Below are 16,655 nucleotides of genomic sequence, written 5' to 3'. Positions count from 1 at the left end.
CCCTTACACCCACTCTCTCAGTTTTCTTCGCAATAATTTCTTAGCTGCATTTCTGGGCAGCAGTTCCGTAAAATAAAAAGCCGTAGGCAATTTGTACTTCGCGAGACGTTCCATACAGAATCGCTGCAGCTCCTCACCTGATAGATTTGTGTCTTTCTTTTTTACAATGAAGGCGACAGGAACCTGTCCCCATTTTTTATCCTCAACGCCGGTAACGCCAGCATCCATTACATCCGGGTGTGCCAGTAGGATTGCTTCAAGTTCAGCAGGATAGATATTTTCTCCACCGGAGATAATCAAGTCACTTCGCCGATCTTTTACATACAAAAATCCTTGCTCATCAAGATAACCAATATCGCCTGTATATAACCAGCCGTCACGAATCTTTTCTTCGGTAGCTTCCGAACGGTTTAAATACCCAGGAGTAACATTTGGACCTTTAACCACAATTTCACCAGGCATACCCGCTTTGGCTGTCTCACCATTTTCATGCTCAATTCGTAGCTGGGAAGGGAATAAGGGTTTTCCTGCAGAACCAAGTTTTTGCAAACTGTCTTCTGGGGATAGTGTGACGATTTGTGAAGAGGTTTCCGTCATTCCGTACGATTGAAAAACAGGAATATCCTTTTTCACACATGCTTCTAATAATGGTAATGGTGCTGGCCCGCCCCCTAACAACATACAACGGAAAGAGGCGGGTAATCGTCTGTCCTCCAGCGCTTCAACGATTTGGGTTAACATGGTACCCACTACTGACATAATCGTTACCTTTTTTAGTTGAATATCTTTTATCGTTTGCTCCACATCAAAATGTTCATGGAGAACGATCGGCATCCCATAAATAACACTGCGCATTAAGATTGAATAACCACTAATATGGAAAAGAGGAACCGCACAGAGCCAGCAATCACTATCTATTGTTCCGAGATTAAGGGCTGAGCCTGTTGAACTCCACCAATGATTTCCGTATGTCTGAATTACTCCTTTTGGATTCCCCGTTGTACCTGATGTATACATAATGGTACAGATATCAGTGAGACTGATTTCTTCTTGTATATAAGGTTCTTCTGACTTTATTTGAGTTAATTTAGTCTTAGTAATGGTTGTCAATTGGTCGATTTGTTCAGTAATCACCGCTTCGGTTTGAGTAAAGGACTCCTCTAAAATCAGAAAGGCAGATCTTGAATCCTTTAATTGAAAAACAAGCTCAGCTGCCGTCAATCGATTATTTAAAATAACTGCTCGAGCTCCAAGTAACTGAAGAGCAAATAAAATCGTAACCGTATCCAAATGATTTTTCAATAATACGCCCACGAACTGCCCTTTCCGAATGCCCAACGCTTGAAGTCTCCCGCTCACTTTTAAGGAACACTCATATAAGTCATGAAATGTTAACGTTTGGTCTTGAAAATAAATAGCAATCCGATTTGGAGTTAAAAGAGCACGTTTGATTAATAAATTAGGCATCGATTCATTTTGCATTTTTGCACCCTCTTTTCTCTATATAAAAACAACAGCCTGATGGATACCATCAAGCTGCAGAAGGGAATCTTCAAATCAAGGGAAACGCGGGAATTGACCAAAGTCAGGCTTCCGTTTTTCTTTAAAGGCATCGCGGCCTTCTTTTGCTTCATCAGTTGTATAATAAAGCAATGTAGCATCACCGGCAAATTGTTGGATACCAGCTAAACCATCTGTATCAGCATTAAATGCAGCTTTTAAGAAACGAAGAGCAGTTGGACTTTTCTCAAGCATTTCTTCACACCACTTAATTGTTTCTTCTTCCACTTGCTCAAGCGGAACAACCGTATTGACTAAGCCCATATCCAATGCTTCCTGTGCATTGTATTGACGGCAGAGATACCAAATTTCACGAGCCTTTTTGTGGCCAACAATTCTTGCTAAATAACCAGAACCATACCCAGCATCAAAGCTACCTACTTTAGGACCTGTTTGACCAAAAATAGCATTATCCGCTGCAATCGTTAAGTCACATACGATATGTAAAACATGACCGCCGCCAATCGCATAGCCTTTAACCATTGCTACTACCGGTTTTGGAATTACACGAATTAAGCGCTGCAGGTCTAAAACATTTAAGCGAGGAATTTGGTCTTCTCCAACGTATCCTCCATGACCTCTTACCTTCTGGTCTCCACCGGAACAAAATGCTTTATCTCCAGCACCAGTTAATACAATAACGCCAATCCTTGAATCATCACGTGCATATGCGAAAGCATCGATTAATTCCATAACAGTCTTCGGTGTAAAAGCATTATGTACATGTGGACGGTTAATGGTGATTTTTGCAATCCCATTGTAAGTTTCATATAGAATTTCTTCATACTTTTTTCCTGGAACCCATTCTACTGCCAAAATGATGTCCTCCTTTTATTATTGATTTGACAAAAAGTCACTTACTATTGTACCAAACTTTTCAGGTTCTTCCACATGAATTGCATGTCCGCTATTTTCAACGACAATCCAGGTGGCTTTTTTTATCCTAACTTCCATCTCTTCTGCAATTCGACAAAACTTCTGGTCCTCACTGCCTGTAAGCAGCAAAACATCACAGCTTAATTGGTCTAGCTGCTTCCACCAAGATGGCTGTGAGCCGGTCCCCATTCCAAGCAAACTATTTTTAAGCCCCAAGGGAGAATTCATTAAGCGCTGTTCTCTTATTATGTTTTTTACTGAAACAGGAAGTCTCTTCATCGTTTGAAATAAGGAGATATCTTCCCAATAATCAACAAAAGACTTCAATCCCTTGTCTACTATAAAGTTTGCAAGTTTTGCATCATTCATACGGCGAACTTCTCTCTCGCTCTCGGTTTTAAGACCAGGGGATGCACTTTCCAAAATCAGCTTTCGGACTCGGTTCGGGAAAAGAAGCGCAAAAGTTAAGGCAAGCCGGCCGCCCATGGAGTACCCGAGCAAGTCTACTTGATCAACACCTGTTTTCTCCAAAATGGTATTTAAGCTATTTGCCATGGATTCGATTTGATAAGGTCCTAGCCCTTCAGGGGATTCTGTTTCGCCATGTCCAATGATATCAGGAACGATCAGCCTCGAGTGGCTGCCCCATTTGTCAAAAAAGGATGCCCAGGTAGACCAATCGCCCGTAAAGCCATGCAGTAAGATAAGCGGAAATCCTTCACCACGAACCTCTAGATGATAGCGAATCCCCTCAATAACCACAATCATTCCTGCGCTCCATCGACAAGATTTGATATTTCCTGGGAAACAGAACGCCAAAGTTCACGATGTTCATCACGATTTCTGTTTCTATTTGTTTCAATCTCATAAACATGGATCCCTTTTTGGTGATGGCTTTGTTTTAATAAGGTCCCAAGTTGATCCCAAGTTGCTATTTTGTTGTAATTCCCATTAAACATTTTAACAGCATGCTCAAAGTTTATATTCAATGGGGTACCAAACAATAGTTCAAAATGCTGAGGATGCTCGGATTGTGGAAGAAAAGAAAAGATTCCCCCGCCATTATTGTTAATGAGAATAATATGAATATCAATATCGTAAAGCTTGGCCGCAATCAAACCATTTAAATCATGGAAAAAGGTTAAATCCCCCAAAACTAAGTATAAGGATTTTGTATAAACAGCAGCACCAATTGCAGTTGAAACGGTCCCGTCAATCCCATTGGCCCCTCGATTGGCCATTACTTTAATCGATTTATGATTACATAAGAAAAAGCTATCTAAATCACGGATAGGCATACTGTTACCCACAAAAAGGGTAGCTTCTTCTGGAAGCTGGTCGACTAATTGATAGAACAGCTTTCCTTCACTCAATTCTCGTACATCACGGATAACCGCCATATGTTCTTTTGTCAGCTGGTTCACCTTTTTCCAATCATCTAAAAACGAGGAAGAAGAGTTCGCGTCCAAATACGTAACTAATTTTTCACAAAACATCGTTTCATTACAAAAAATCATACTCGATGATAATGTGGAAGGGTCACGCCAGCCGCCCCCGCCGTCAATTACAAAGTGATCTGCACCTTGTTCTTTTAGGAATATCGTTAACGCTTTCGAAACTGGCATTGCTCCAAATCGTAACACAACGTCCGGCTTAAGAAGGGACTTCGCATCTTCATTCCTTAAAAAGGTATCATAAGCATCGATAATATTCTCAAGCTTATGTCGTCCACTTCGTAATTGTGATAAGGGGTCGGCTAATATAGGAAAGTTTAACTTTGCTCCTAGGTCTGTGACTGCTTTTGCAAATTTTTCATCCGTTATATTACCACAAACAATCATTCCCTTTTCTTTGCCTGTCAAATCTTTCGCAATATCCTTAACCTCTTCGTCGCTTATCGTAATATCGCCATTATGAACCTTGACATACCCCTTTGGCCGCTCTGAAAGCGCAAAGAGACTTTCGTCTATCTTCGGGATCAGTGGTTCACGGAACGGAAAATTCAAATGTACGGGTCCTGCAGGTGCTTGGGTAGCAATAGCTGCGGCCCTTGCACAAATGGTTCTCGCATAGCGGAGCATCTCATTGCTGTTCTCCGGCAGTGCCATATCAGCAAACCATTTTACATGCTGGCCATATAAATGCAGTTGATCAATGGCCTGAGGAGCTCCCACTTCTCTTAATTCATGTGGTCTGTCAGCTGTTAGGACAAGCAAAGGAACACGGGAATATTTTGCCTCCACTATCGCGGGAAAATAATTAGCTGCTGCCGTACCAGATGTGCACAAAATGGCGACAGGCATGTTTTTTGCTTTAGCCATCCCTAGTCCGAAAAAAGCAGCTGAACGTTCATCAACATGGATATGAACTTTTAAATCAGGGTGTTCAGCCATGACCATTGCCATCGGAGTTGACCTCGAACCAGGGCTAACGACTACATCAGTGATACCAGTTAAGACAAGTTCTGAAACAAAGGCTGCAATATAAGCAGTTAATGATTCTTGATGATTCATAATTATTTTCCTCCAAGAGCGCGAAGCATTGGTCTAAACTTTAAAGCAGTTTCCAGATACTCATCTTCAGATTTTGAATCGGATACCACACCACATCCGGCAAACAAGGAGACTTCTTGCTCCTGGATAAGCCCAGAGCGGATAGCTACAGCAAATTCACCATTTTGCTGATAATCGACCCATCCGAGGGGACCGCCAAATAATCCTCGGTCTAGCTCTTCTACTTCTCTTATCTTTTCTACCGCTAAAGTTTTGGGAAGCCCGCCAAGAGCAGGTGTTGGATGAAGCTTCTCTACAAGTAACAAAAGGGATGTGTTTGGACCGCACTTTCCAATTACCGGAGTATAAAGGTGCTGAATATCCCTCATTTTCATTAATTGCGGTTTATCAGGTAAAATAACCTCTTTACACGATTGCTCGAGTGCTTCTTTAATCATTTCGACTACATACCCGTGTTCAATCAGATTTTTTTGATCAGCTAAAAGAGTCTGTCCTAATATTTGATCTTCTTGTTCTGTATTACCACGAGAAATCGAACCTGCCAAACAGGTCGAATAGACTTCATCGCCTTGTTTTTTTATAAGCCGTTCTGGTGATGCTCCTATAAAGCAATCTCCATTCGATTCAAAAGCAAAGATATAGCTTGCCGGCTGCTGTTTATATAAACTTTCAAGGACTGTTTCTGCTTCAACCTCCGAACTAAATTCTAATCTTAGCTCACGAGCAAGGACTACTTTCTTCAAAGGTCCATTTGTTAATTCTTTCACAACACCATCAACCGTTTGCTTCCAGCTTTCAGGAAAGATTTCATTTTTCCTCATTAATGAGGGAGATTTTGTGCTAATCCTTGTTCTTAATGAATCAAGCAGTTGATTTCTTTCTTCCAAACTCTTGCTATAAAGTGATAAATCATCATTTGGTGTAAAAATAATATTTGTGGTTAAAAAGGTTTCACCACGGACGATACTCAATAAGAATTTGGGTATGTGAAATAAAGAATCTGCAAATTTGGACCAAAGTTCTGTTTTTTCTTTAAAAGGATCAAATGAGAAGCCTCCAAACATAAGAGGGCCAACACCGTCGACTTTATATTGATTAAAAATAAAACCGTCTTTTAAAAAGCTTTTCCACTCTTTTTCAACATGAAAAAAGCGGTCAGCAGCCTGATCCGATTGAATTTGCTTTGAAATTCCTAGTCCAACTAGAACCATATCGTTTGTCGGGTCTTTCCAAAAAAAACGTTCCCCGCAATAACGGTCTTTTCCAGCATTAAAAAAGGATAAAGGATTAGTCGTGTCCATTTTATGAACTACACTCATTAAAATGGGCCTGCCTAATTCTCGCGCCCGATTTACCCCTAAAAGACCCCTTTCTTTTATTTCTGTTTCTTGAATGGTAATCAAACAAATCCCTCCAAAACAGCCGAAATGACTGTTATCCATTCATCTTAAAGCCTATTCTAAGATACTACTCCCATTGTAAATAAGTCAATAATTCTAATCACTACCTGGACAGCTTTATACCTTATTATATATCAAAATTATAAAAGAGAGTGAAAATCGGTTTTTATACCTACAGTTTTCCACGAAAAGCAGATAATAATCGAACAGGGATTATCTTCTAGTTTTGAAAACAAAAATTAATTGACACTAAATAGGGGATTCCAATACACTTAGGTGTGGGAAACAACCCTAAACGCTAGTAAAACTTCATAATATAGAGAGAAAATTTACAAGGGGGAGAATGTATGCAGTCAAATTTACAACAAAACTCAAAGCAGGACATTGATGCTAACCGCGGTTTTCAAGTTTGGTGGAAAATGACCCGTCCTCATACACTTACAGCATCGTTTGTTCCAGTTCTGCTTGGAACGGCATTAGCTCTTAAGAACGGTAAAATTCATATCGGACTTTTTCTTGCCATGCTGGTAGCTAGTATGTTAATACAAGCGGCTACAAACATGTTTAATGAATACTTCGATTTTAAGAGAGGCTTGGATACAGCAGAATCCGTAGGAATTGGCGGAACCATTGTTCGGGATGGAATCAAACCAAAAACCGTCATTAATCTTGCTTTTGGATTTTATCTCATTTCTTTATTGCTTGGAGTATATATTTGTGCCAATAGCAGCTGGTGGTTAGCCATTGTGGGGCTCGTTTGTATGGCCGTCGGCTATTTCTACACAGGTGGCCCTGTTCCAATTGCCTACACACCATTTGGTGAGCTTCTTTCAGGGTTCTTTATGGGCATGCTGATTATTTTAATTTCTTTCTTTATACAAACTGGAACTGTTGATCATTCAAGTATTCTTCTCTCCGTACCTAGTATGGTTTTAGTAGGTATGATTATGCTTTCTAATAACATCCGCGACCTTGATGGTGATAAAGAGAATGGCCGTAAAACAGTAGCGATTTTATTAGGTAAGAAGAAGGCGATTTATCTATTAGCTGGTATGTTTACCTTTTCTTATCTTTGGATTTTGGGACTTATCATCAGTGGTATTGCTCCATTCTGGACAGCAATAGTCATATTGAGTGTTCCAAAACCAGTTAAAGCAATAAAAGGGTTTATTGAGAATAATGTGCCACTTAAAATGGCACCTGCCATGATTGCAACTGCTCAAACCAATACCATTTTTGGATTCTTACTTGCAATAGGCATTTTTATCGGTCATTTCTTTTCATAAGAAAAGCGGAAGCGCCTTGTTCAGGGAAAAAAGTAGTTCATTTTTTCCTAGGGGCTGGAGTACGAATCATTATCATACTCATAAGAAAAAAAGCTTCTGCCCAATGGCAGAAGCTTTTCTCTTACTTAAGAGACTTAATCCCCCAAATTTCATCCGCATATTCCCGAATGGTGCGATCACTCGAAAAATGGCCCGCATGAGCAATATTAGCTAAACTCATTTTCTGCCACCCGCTCTTGTCGGCAAATTGTTGACCTATTTGTTCCTGCACGTTTGCATAAGAAGCGAAATCCTTTAAGACAAAATATTGATCATTTTCTTCTAGCAGTGAATCAAATATCGGTTCGAATTCATTATTAACACCAGGAAAGAATCCATTGACGAGTTGATCAACCGCCTGCCTGATTCGATAATCATGATGATAATACTCGCGGGAATTATAGCCGCCATGCTGATAATAATGTAGGACTTCGTCTGAAGTTAATCCAAATGTAAAGATATTTGATGGGCCAACTAATTCTTTAATTTCTATATTGGCTCCATCCAAAGTCCCCACGGTTAAGGCACCGTTAATCATAAACTTCATATTCCCTGTACCAGAGGCTTCTTTACTAGCAGTTGAAATCTGTTCACTAACATCTGAGGCCGGAAAGATTTTTTCAGCTAGGGAAACCCGATAATTTTCAAGGAAAATCACCTTTAGTTTATTTCCGACCCTTGGGTCATTATTGACTTGTTCAGCCACAGTGTTAATTAATTTGATAATCTTTTTTGCATAATAATAACCAGGAGAAGCTTTTGCACCAAAAATAAACACCCTTGGGACAATCGGATAAGTAGCATCTTCCTTTATCCTGTTATATAGGTGCATGATGTGTAAAACATTTAAAAGCTGGCGCTTGTAGGCATGAAGTCGTTTTACCTGTACATCAAAAATAGCTTCAGTATCTACTGCCACTCCTGTTTTATCTAAAATGATATCCGCAAGCCGTTGTTTATTTTCATTTTTTATCTTTAAAAGCCGGTCTAAGAACGACGAATCATTCTGATAGTTTTGTAAATGATTAAGTTCCTCAGCTGAATTCATCCAAGAGGGCCCAATTGCGTCAGTGATAAGCGAGGATAATTTCGGATTTGCCTTTAACAGCCAACGTCGGTAAGCAATACCGTTCGTTTTGTTATTAAATTTTTCCGGGTATAGTTGATAAAATTGATTCATTTCCCGCTTCTTAAGTATCTCAGTATGTAGCTTGGCGACACCATTTACACTAAAACTTCCTACAATAGCTAGATGTGCCATCTTCACAAAATTATCGGCTATGATGGCAAGATCACTAATCCTCTTCCAATTACCAGGGGTTTGTTCCCATAGTTCACGGCAAAAGCGCTCATTGATCTCTTCGACAATCATATAAATTCTTGGCAGTAATGGCTGAAAAATATGAATCGGCCATTTCTCAAGCGCCTCAGATAAAGTGGTATGGTTGGTATAGGAGATGGTATTTTTCGTAATGTGCCATGCTTGGTCCCACTCATATCCTTCTTCATCAATTAGGATCCTCATAAGCTCTGGGATAGCCAAAACTGGGTGTGTATCATTGATGTGAATACAAACATGTTTATGTAGTTCATTTAAGCTGGAATGTTGTTTTCGGTAAGTTCTTAAGATAGATTGTATACTGGCTGACACTAAAAAGTACTGCTGTTTTAGCCTTAAGATTTTCCCCTCATCATGGGTATCATCAGGGTATAGAAATTCGGAAATGGATTCTGTCTCGCGCTTATATTTTAATATATCCGCATCAATTGGAAATTGTGATGGCTCGGCATTCCACAACCTTAATGTATTGACAGTTTGTGTGTTATAACCGATAACAGGCATGTCATGCGGGACCGCTGTAACCGTTTCAGCATTCAAATGGTGAAAGACGAGACGTTCTTTCTCTATCCTCGCTTCAACCTTTCCCCAAAACGGAACTTTTACTGCACTGTCAAGTTTACGAATTTCCCAAACATTTCCGCTTCTCAGCCATTGCTCAGGAAGTTCCACTTGATAACCATCGACTATTTTCTGCTCAAACAATCCATGCTTATAGCGAATGCCATGACCATGTCCCGGCAAATTAAGCGATGCAAGTGAATCCAGAAAACAAGCGGCTAATCTTCCTAAGCCGCCGTTTCCTAACCCTGCATCACTTTCTAACTCCTCAAGCTCATCGAGGTCAATCCCTAATTCCTTAAGTCCTATCTGTACGGTTTCCTCAACGCCTAAATTTATTAAATTCTGTCGTAACAACTTACCTAATAAATATTCAATTGAGAGATAGTAAACCTGCTTTCCTTGAGCTGCAAGATATTGTTCATTTGTCGCAATCCAGTCATTGCTCACAAATTCCCGAATCATGCTGCCAAGGGTTTGATACTGATCCCGTGCTGAACTTTCAGAAAAGCTCTTCCCACATAGCATCTCAAGTCTTTTCAGGAAGGTCTTCTTAAAACTAGCTTTATTAGAAAACATGAGTTTCACTCCTTGAGACGAGCTCTGCATAAAGCTGGCTATAACTAAATGCTGATTGCGCCCAGCTGTAGTCCTTTTCCATAGCTTGCTTAACAATTGATTTCCAAACTGGTTGATCAAGATAAAAGCTTAGTGCTCGCTGAACAGTATATAGCATGTCATGGGCATTAAAGTTTTGGAAAGAGAACCCATTTCCTCTGCCTGTAAATTCATTATATGCCTTTACAGTATCATTTAAGCCCCCTGTTTCGCGAACGATAGGTATAGCACCATACCTCATGGCAATCATCTGTCCAAGGCCGCATGGTTCAAATTGAGACGGCATTAAAAACAAGTCGGCTGCTGAGTAGAGCTTATGGGCAAGTTCCTCGCTAAATCCGGTATAAACTTTTAATTTATCAGGATAAACCCGTGCTGCTTGGCGGAGATATTCTTCATATTCAAAATCTCCCGTTCCCAGTATAACGACCTGAACATCCTCTTGCAAAATTTCCCTGAGAACACACCTTACCAGATCAAGCCCCTTTTGTTTCGTCAGCCTTGTAATCATGACAAGTAATGGTGTTGCAGCACTCTGCGGCAAGCCAAATTTCTTTTGAATCTCTTTTTTGTTAACTGACTTTTTAGAATAGGTATCCACCTTATAATTTTGATAGATTAATGGGTCAATTGCCGGATTGTAAAAATCCTCATCAATTCCATTTAAGATCCCGATAAGGTCCTCTTTTCTTGCTCGTAAGAGTCCATCTAGTTTCTCACCAAAAGTCTGGGTTTGAATTTCCTCTTTATAGGTTGGGCTAACGGTCGTGATTTTGTCAGCAGCTACAAGGCCGCCTTTCATAAAATTGATATTTCCAAAGAACTCTAGATGGCCTGATTGGAAGGATTGATAATCCAATCCCAATAAATCCTCCAATACTTCTTTTGGAAAAATTCCTTGAAACTGTAGATTGTGAATTGTAAACACAGTCTTAATCAAACCATACCCTTTTCGCTTGTAGTACTCCGTTCTTAAAAGGTAAGGAATCATCGCTGTATGCCAATCATGACAATGCAGGACATCGGGATAAAAATCTAATTCGGCAATCGCCTCAAGAATAGCCCGATTTAAATAGGCAAATCTCTCCCCGTCATCAAAATAGCCATACAAACCTTCTCGTTTAAAATAGTATTCATTATCAACAAAATAATAGGTAATCCCTTGGTGTGTAAGCTCTTCAATACCACAATATTGATTTCTCCAGCCTACAGATACAGTAAATTCCTTAACCTTCTTCATTTTCTGTTTATATTCTTCTGAGATAGTTCCATATTTCGGAAGAATTACTCTGACATCAGTACCAAGGCTCTTAAGTTCTTTTGGAAGTGATCCTGCAACATCAGCAAGTCCCCCAGACTTGGCGAATGGGCCACATTCCGATACAGCAAATAAGATTTTCACGAGTTCATCAGCGCTCCTTGTTTCGTTCCTTTACGAATAACGTAAGGGGCATGTGCAGTGCCTGCCAAATAAGTACCTGCCTCCACCTTAACGTCCTTGTCTAAAATAACGGAATCTAAATAACAGTTCTCCTCGATTTGGCACTTTTGCATAATAATGCAGTTCTTAATAACTGCCCCTTTGCCAATCTTCACCCCACGGGCGATAATACTGTTTTCGACCGTCCCGCTAATGTGGCATCCGTTTGCAATCATCGCATTTTTCACCACGGACTCTTGCACATACTTAGTAGGCGGTTCATCCTTAACTTTTGTAATAATAGGCTGGTCTTTTAAAAATAATTGCTTCCATACCTTTGGTTCGAGCAATTTCATACTGGTAGAGAAATAGTTGTCAATCGAATCTATTGTGACGGCATAGCCGTTATATTCATAGTGACAAATCGTATACGCTGCATTTAGATCTGTTACAACATCCTTCATACAGGTGTAACCTGTCTCATGTCTTGTTTCAATTAATTTGATCAGCAGTGAAGTTTTAATTAGATACATTTCCATCGAACGTCCATCTTGGTGACGGATTTCAGTGATATCGCATTTTGCCTCATTATGCCACTCTAAGATTGGCCTAATGTTCATATTAACAATAGTGTTACAGTTAGAGATAATAGCATATTCTTGGCCGCTTCGGTAAAAATAATCCATATTAGCCGCAAAATGTTCAAACGAACCAATTTTATTACTATCACTTTCTACAATCGGGGATGGGAAAAAGAAAAGTCCATCACGCTTACGATTTAAATCCCAATTTTTTCCCGACCCTAAATGATCCATGAGGGAACGGTATTGCATCTTTGGAAAGATTGCCACACTGCGTATACCTGAATTGACCATACTTGAAAGAATAAAGTCGATAATACGGTAGCGCCCCCCAAATGGCAATGCTGCGAGTGAGCGGTGGATTACTAAATCCTCCAAATCTTCGTGGTAGGTTGTTGCATCAATTACGCCTAATAGCTTTCTTTTCACTCCAAATTCCCTCCTGAATTTTCTATTAAATAACCAACCTTTTTTATACTATATGGCTGGATAAAGACCGCTTAACATCTCTTCCGTTACGAGGATGATCTCATCATCAAAGGAGCGAATAACAGTCCCGTCTGGTATTTTAACCTCACCAGGTACGATTGCTTTTTCAATTAAACAATTTTCACCAATCTCAGCATCTGGCATGATAACGGACTCTTTAATAATCGAGTTTTTACCGATTGTCACACCTTGAAATAACACGGATTTATCTATCTTCCCTTCAATCGTACAGCCCTCATTTATCAGAGACTCTCTGACAATGGCATCTGAAGAGATATATTGCGGAGGTTGATTTGGGTTAACGGAATAGATTCTCCAATCATTATCAAATAAATCTAAATCACAATCTTCTCCCAATAAATCCATATTGGCTTCCCAAAGACTTTGGACTGTTCCAACATCCTTCCAGTACCCTTTAAAGGGATAGGCATACAATTTTTTATTTTCGTCTAATAGCAATGGGATGATGTCTTTCCCAAAGTCATGACTGGAATTAGGGTCACGTTCATCCATCTCTAAATATTCCTTCAATATGTTCCAGTTGAAAATATAAATGCCCATAGAGGCAAGATTATTTTTTGGATTGCTTGGCTTTTCCTCAAATTCCGTAATTCTCAAATCCTCGTTTGTATTCATAATGCCAAAACGGCTTGCTTCAACCCATGGAACTTCTATTAAAGAAATCGTAGCATCGGCTCTTTTCTCAATATGATAGTCAAGCATGCTCTCATAGTTCATTTTATATATATGGTCACCTGAAAGGATTAAAACGTATTCCGGCTGGTATTGCTTTAAATAATTTAAATTTTGAAAAATGGCACTGGCGGTTCCGGTATACCATTTAACCTCTGAAGACTCGGCATATGGAGGCAGAACTGTTACACCACCGTCTTTGCGGTCAAGGTCCCAAGCACTGCCTATACCAATATAGGAATTTAATAAAAGCGGCTGGTATTGGGTTAACACCCCAACAGTATCAATACCAGAGTTGGTACAATTGCTTAATGTAAAGTCGATAATTCGGTATTTCCCCCCAAAAGGTACTGCAGGCTTCGCTAATTCTTTCGTAAGCGAATTAAGTCTGCTTCCTTTCCCTCCTGCTAATAGCATGGCTACGCACTTTTTCTTTACCATTACCTTTTCTCTCCTTCCGCTTTTTAACTGGCCTTATGATTTGGAAACCGAACGGTGGAATTACAATCTCAAATGAACTTGGCTGACCATGATAAGGCTCTTCAGATGCTAAAATGGTCTTCTTATTCATTAATCCTGACCCACCGAACTCTTGGTAATCACTATTAAAAATTTCCCGATATTCACCTGCTTTTGGTGCACCAATCTTATAAACTGGATACTCTACTCCTGTAAAGTTGCAGACAATAATTAAGGTATCTTCTTCCTTTTTTCCTTTTCTAATAAAGGAAAAAATTGATTGGGTACTGTTGTTTGCATCAATCCACTCAAAACCATCCTGCAAATGATCCAATTCATAAAGTGCCTTTGAGCGTTTATATAATTTAGTTAATACTTTTACATAGGTGTTTAAATTGCGGTGCATGTCATAATCCAACAAGTTCCAATCAAGTTGTTCTTTATCTTTCCATTCCGCAAATTGGCCTATTTCAAACCCCATAAATAATAATTTTTTTCCAGGGTGGGCAAACATATATCCTAGCAGCAGCCTTAATTGGGCAAACTTTTCCTCATACTCTCCAGGCATTTTATCTAATAGTGACTTTTTCCCATGAACCACTTCATCATGTGAAAATGGGAGCATAAAGTTTTCAAAAAAGGCATAGAAAAGTGAAAACGTTACCTTTGAATGGACTTTTGACCGGAAGTAAGGCGGTGTTTCCATATACTCAAGCATGTCATTCATCCAGCCCATGTTCCATTTGTAGTCAAATCCTAAACCGCCGTAGTGTACTGGCGCTGTTACATGAGGATATTCCGTAGAGTCCTCCCCAATCATGAGAAAATGGGGATCGAAATCATGTACTTCTTTATTTAATTTTTTCAAGAAATTAATTCCAAAGGGATTTTCGCGCTTTCCGTTAGTGGTATCCGGCCAATAAATGATATTTGCTACCGCATCCATCCGGAAGCCGTCTATGTGGAAGTAATCGATCCAAAATAACGCATTTGAAATTAAGAAACTTTGGACCTCTCCTTTTCCTAAATCGAAGTTGGCCGTACCCCATACTACATTTTCTCTGTCATATTCAGTGCTGTATGAATAAATGTGGGTGCCGTCAAATCGGTAGAGTCCGTGAGCATCCTTGCAAAAATGGCCTGGTACCCAGTCAAGTATGACACCGATCCCTTGCTGATGGCACTGATCCACAAAGTACTTAAAATCATCAGGTGTGCCATACCTGGATGTTACAGAGTAATACCCTGTCCCCTGATAGCCCCATGAGGCGTCAAGCGGGTGCTCGATGATAGGCAATAGTTCTATATGGGTAAATCCATGCTCTATTACATAAGGGATAAGTTCTGCTGCAAGTTCCTTATAGGTTAAGTAACTCCCATCCTCTTTTTTCTTCCACGATCCTGTATGGATTTCGTAAATAATCGCTGGCTCCGATAAAACATTCTTCTTTTCTTTACGATTCTGCCAGTGACTATCTTGCCAATCATAATCATTTAATGAATATACAATAGAAGCGGTGTGGGGCCTTAATTCTGAATAAAATGCAAACGGGTCAGCTTTAAGGAGCTTTTCACCTGAAGATGTAATAATCTCGTACTTATAAATGCAGCCGTCTAGATTTTGATTAATAATAATGATCCAGACTCCTTCATTGTTTACCTTTTGCAGTTCATATCCTTCACCATTCCAGTTATTAAAATTTCCCGTGAGCCTTACCCTTAAGGCATTAGGAGCCCAGACGCAAAATCGTGTATAGACTTTATCGGAATCTTTAAAGATATGAGCGCCAAAAAGCTGATGACTCTGGAAGTAGCTGCCTTCATGAAACAAATGCAGCTGATAATCTGTCGGAAAAAGTGTATTCACCGTCATGGCTCTCCTCATCTCATTGAAAATATGTATTTCTTGACCAATTATAATTGCAAATGGCCCAGATGCCTCGTAAAACTTTTTTATCTTTTCTGACAATAACCGATTAATCTTGTCATATAATATCAATACCCGACATAATACGACAGTAAACAACAGATTATCCTTCGTTGTTCGACAATAATCTAGTATCTTTTTTTAAATTTTTTATGGATTGATAGTTAAAAAGTTATTTTTTTAATAATAAAATTGGATTTAAAAAATTGAGTAAAAAGAAGTAAATGTAAACGGTATCAATATTATTTATAAAATTTGAATCTAAATTAAATTATATCGATATAATGAATTCGAAGATATAATGTACTTTAAATACAGCTTGGAACACAAGCAAGATGAGTTTTAGACAGTCCTTTTTCCCCCTCAGGGTACTGGAGGTCTATTTTATAAGGGAGAAAAAAGTGCAAAAAAAAACTGATAACAAAAGTTATCAGTTTTTTTATGACCCCTACGGGATTCGAACCCGTGTTACCGCCGTGAAAGGGCGGTGTCTTAACCGCTTGACCAAGGGGCCATTTATTTTATGGCGGAGAAGGAGGGATTTGAACCCTCGCGCCGGTTACCCGACCTACACCCTTAGCAGGGGCGCCTCTTCAGCCACTTGAGTACTTCCCCATAAAATAGTATGGCTCCGCAGGTAGGACTCGAACCTACGACCGATCGGTTAACAGCCGATAGCTCTACCACTGAGCTACTGCGGAATAATTATAAGTTATTTTGTTTTTGTAAAAAACAATGGTGGGCCTAAATGGACTCGAACCATCGACCTCACGCTTATCAGGCGTGCGCTCTAACCAGCTGAGCTATAGGCCCATATGTTGGAGCGGGTGATGGGAATCGAACCCACTACATCAGCTTGGAAGGCTGAGGTTTTACCAGTAAACTACACCCGCA

The 16,655-nt window shown here is 39.6% G+C and carries 11 protein-coding genes and 5 tRNA genes; 1 reads left to right on the top strand and 15 read right to left on the bottom strand.

The window, feature by feature from the left end:
• Nucleotides 1–3 precede the first annotated feature (3 nt).
• From COD92_RS26100 to COD92_RS26080, 5 genes are all read right to left on the bottom strand, one after another.
• Nucleotides 4–1,482, bottom strand: coding sequence for an o-succinylbenzoate--CoA ligase (locus tag COD92_RS26100; RefSeq protein WP_098532223.1), 1,479 nt, complete (start codon nt 1,480–1,482; stop codon nt 4–6).
• A 75-nt stretch (nt 1,483–1,557) separates the two neighbouring features.
• Complete coding sequence (menB, locus tag COD92_RS26095) at nt 1,558–2,376, bottom strand: 1,4-dihydroxy-2-naphthoyl-CoA synthase (RefSeq protein WP_098532224.1); 819 nt, start codon at nt 2,374–2,376, stop codon at nt 1,558–1,560.
• Nucleotides 2,377–2,394: 18 nt separating this feature from the next.
• Nucleotides 2,395–3,204: a 2-succinyl-6-hydroxy-2,4-cyclohexadiene-1-carboxylate synthase gene (gene menH, locus COD92_RS26090; protein WP_098532225.1), complete on the bottom strand. Its 810-nt coding sequence runs from the start codon at nt 3,202–3,204 to the stop codon at nt 2,395–2,397.
• Nucleotides 3,201–4,949 (bottom strand): 2-succinyl-5-enolpyruvyl-6-hydroxy-3-cyclohexene-1-carboxylic-acid synthase, encoded by a 1,749-nt coding sequence (menD, locus tag COD92_RS26085; RefSeq protein ID WP_098532226.1) that lies wholly within the window; start codon nt 4,947–4,949, stop codon nt 3,201–3,203. Before menD ends, menH begins: the two co-directional genes overlap by 4 nt.
• Before the next feature lie 2 nt (nt 4,950–4,951).
• A complete protein-coding gene (locus tag COD92_RS26080; protein ID WP_098532227.1) occupies nt 4,952–6,352 on the bottom strand; it encodes an isochorismate synthase in 1,401 nt (466 codons plus the stop codon).
• A 344-nt stretch (nt 6,353–6,696) separates the two neighbouring features.
• Here COD92_RS26080 and COD92_RS26075 point away from each other — a divergent pair, with 344 nt between their 5' ends.
• Nucleotides 6,697–7,635 (top strand): 1,4-dihydroxy-2-naphthoate polyprenyltransferase, encoded by a 939-nt coding sequence (locus tag COD92_RS26075; RefSeq protein ID WP_098532228.1) that lies wholly within the window; start codon nt 6,697–6,699, stop codon nt 7,633–7,635.
• Nucleotides 7,636–7,756: 121 nt separating this feature from the next.
• Here the strand turns inward: COD92_RS26075 and COD92_RS26070 are convergent, their stop codons facing one another.
• The 10 genes from COD92_RS26070 to COD92_RS26025 all read right to left on the bottom strand — a co-directional run bounded on the left by COD92_RS26070 (nt 7,757) and on the right by COD92_RS26025 (nt 16,654).
• Nucleotides 7,757–10,153 carry a glycogen/starch/alpha-glucan phosphorylase gene (locus COD92_RS26070; RefSeq protein WP_098532229.1) on the bottom strand — a complete coding sequence of 799 codons (2,397 nt, stop codon included), beginning with the start codon at nt 10,151–10,153 and terminating at the stop codon, nt 7,757–7,759.
• Nucleotides 10,143–11,594, bottom strand: a complete 1,452-nt coding sequence (glgA, locus tag COD92_RS26065; protein WP_098532230.1) for a glycogen synthase GlgA — start codon at nt 11,592–11,594, stop codon at nt 10,143–10,145. Before glgA ends, COD92_RS26070 begins: the two co-directional genes overlap by 11 nt.
• Nucleotides 11,591–12,622 (bottom strand): GlgC family sugar phosphate nucleotidyltransferase, encoded by a 1,032-nt coding sequence (locus tag COD92_RS26060; RefSeq protein ID WP_098532231.1) that lies wholly within the window; start codon nt 12,620–12,622, stop codon nt 11,591–11,593. The genes glgA and COD92_RS26060 overlap by 4 nt, the downstream gene beginning before the upstream one ends.
• A 48-nt stretch (nt 12,623–12,670) precedes the next feature.
• Nucleotides 12,671–13,816 carry a glucose-1-phosphate adenylyltransferase gene (locus COD92_RS26055; protein ID WP_098532232.1) on the bottom strand — a complete coding sequence of 382 codons (1,146 nt, stop codon included), beginning with the start codon at nt 13,814–13,816 and terminating at the stop codon, nt 12,671–12,673.
• Nucleotides 13,758–15,707, bottom strand: coding sequence for a 1,4-alpha-glucan branching protein GlgB (glgB, locus tag COD92_RS26050; RefSeq protein ID WP_098532233.1), 1,950 nt, complete (start codon nt 15,705–15,707; stop codon nt 13,758–13,760). Before glgB ends, COD92_RS26055 begins: the two co-directional genes overlap by 59 nt.
• 496 nt (nt 15,708–16,203) lie before the next feature.
• Nucleotides 16,204–16,275 (bottom strand) — tRNA-Glu (locus tag COD92_RS26045).
• Nucleotides 16,276–16,285: 10 nt separating this feature from the next.
• Nucleotides 16,286–16,376: transfer RNA gene (locus COD92_RS26040), tRNA-Ser, on the bottom strand.
• Between the two features lie 11 nt (nt 16,377–16,387).
• Nucleotides 16,388–16,462, bottom strand: a tRNA-Asn gene (locus COD92_RS26035).
• 35 nt (nt 16,463–16,497) lie between these two features.
• A tRNA-Ile gene (locus COD92_RS26030) sits at nt 16,498–16,574 on the bottom strand.
• Between the two features lie 6 nt (nt 16,575–16,580).
• Nucleotides 16,581–16,654, bottom strand: a tRNA-Gly gene (locus COD92_RS26025).
• Nucleotide 16,655: the final 1 nt, after the last annotated feature.

This window comes from Bacillus sp. AFS037270, assembly GCF_002585305.1.
This window is presented reverse-complemented; position numbering and strand designations above follow the sequence as displayed.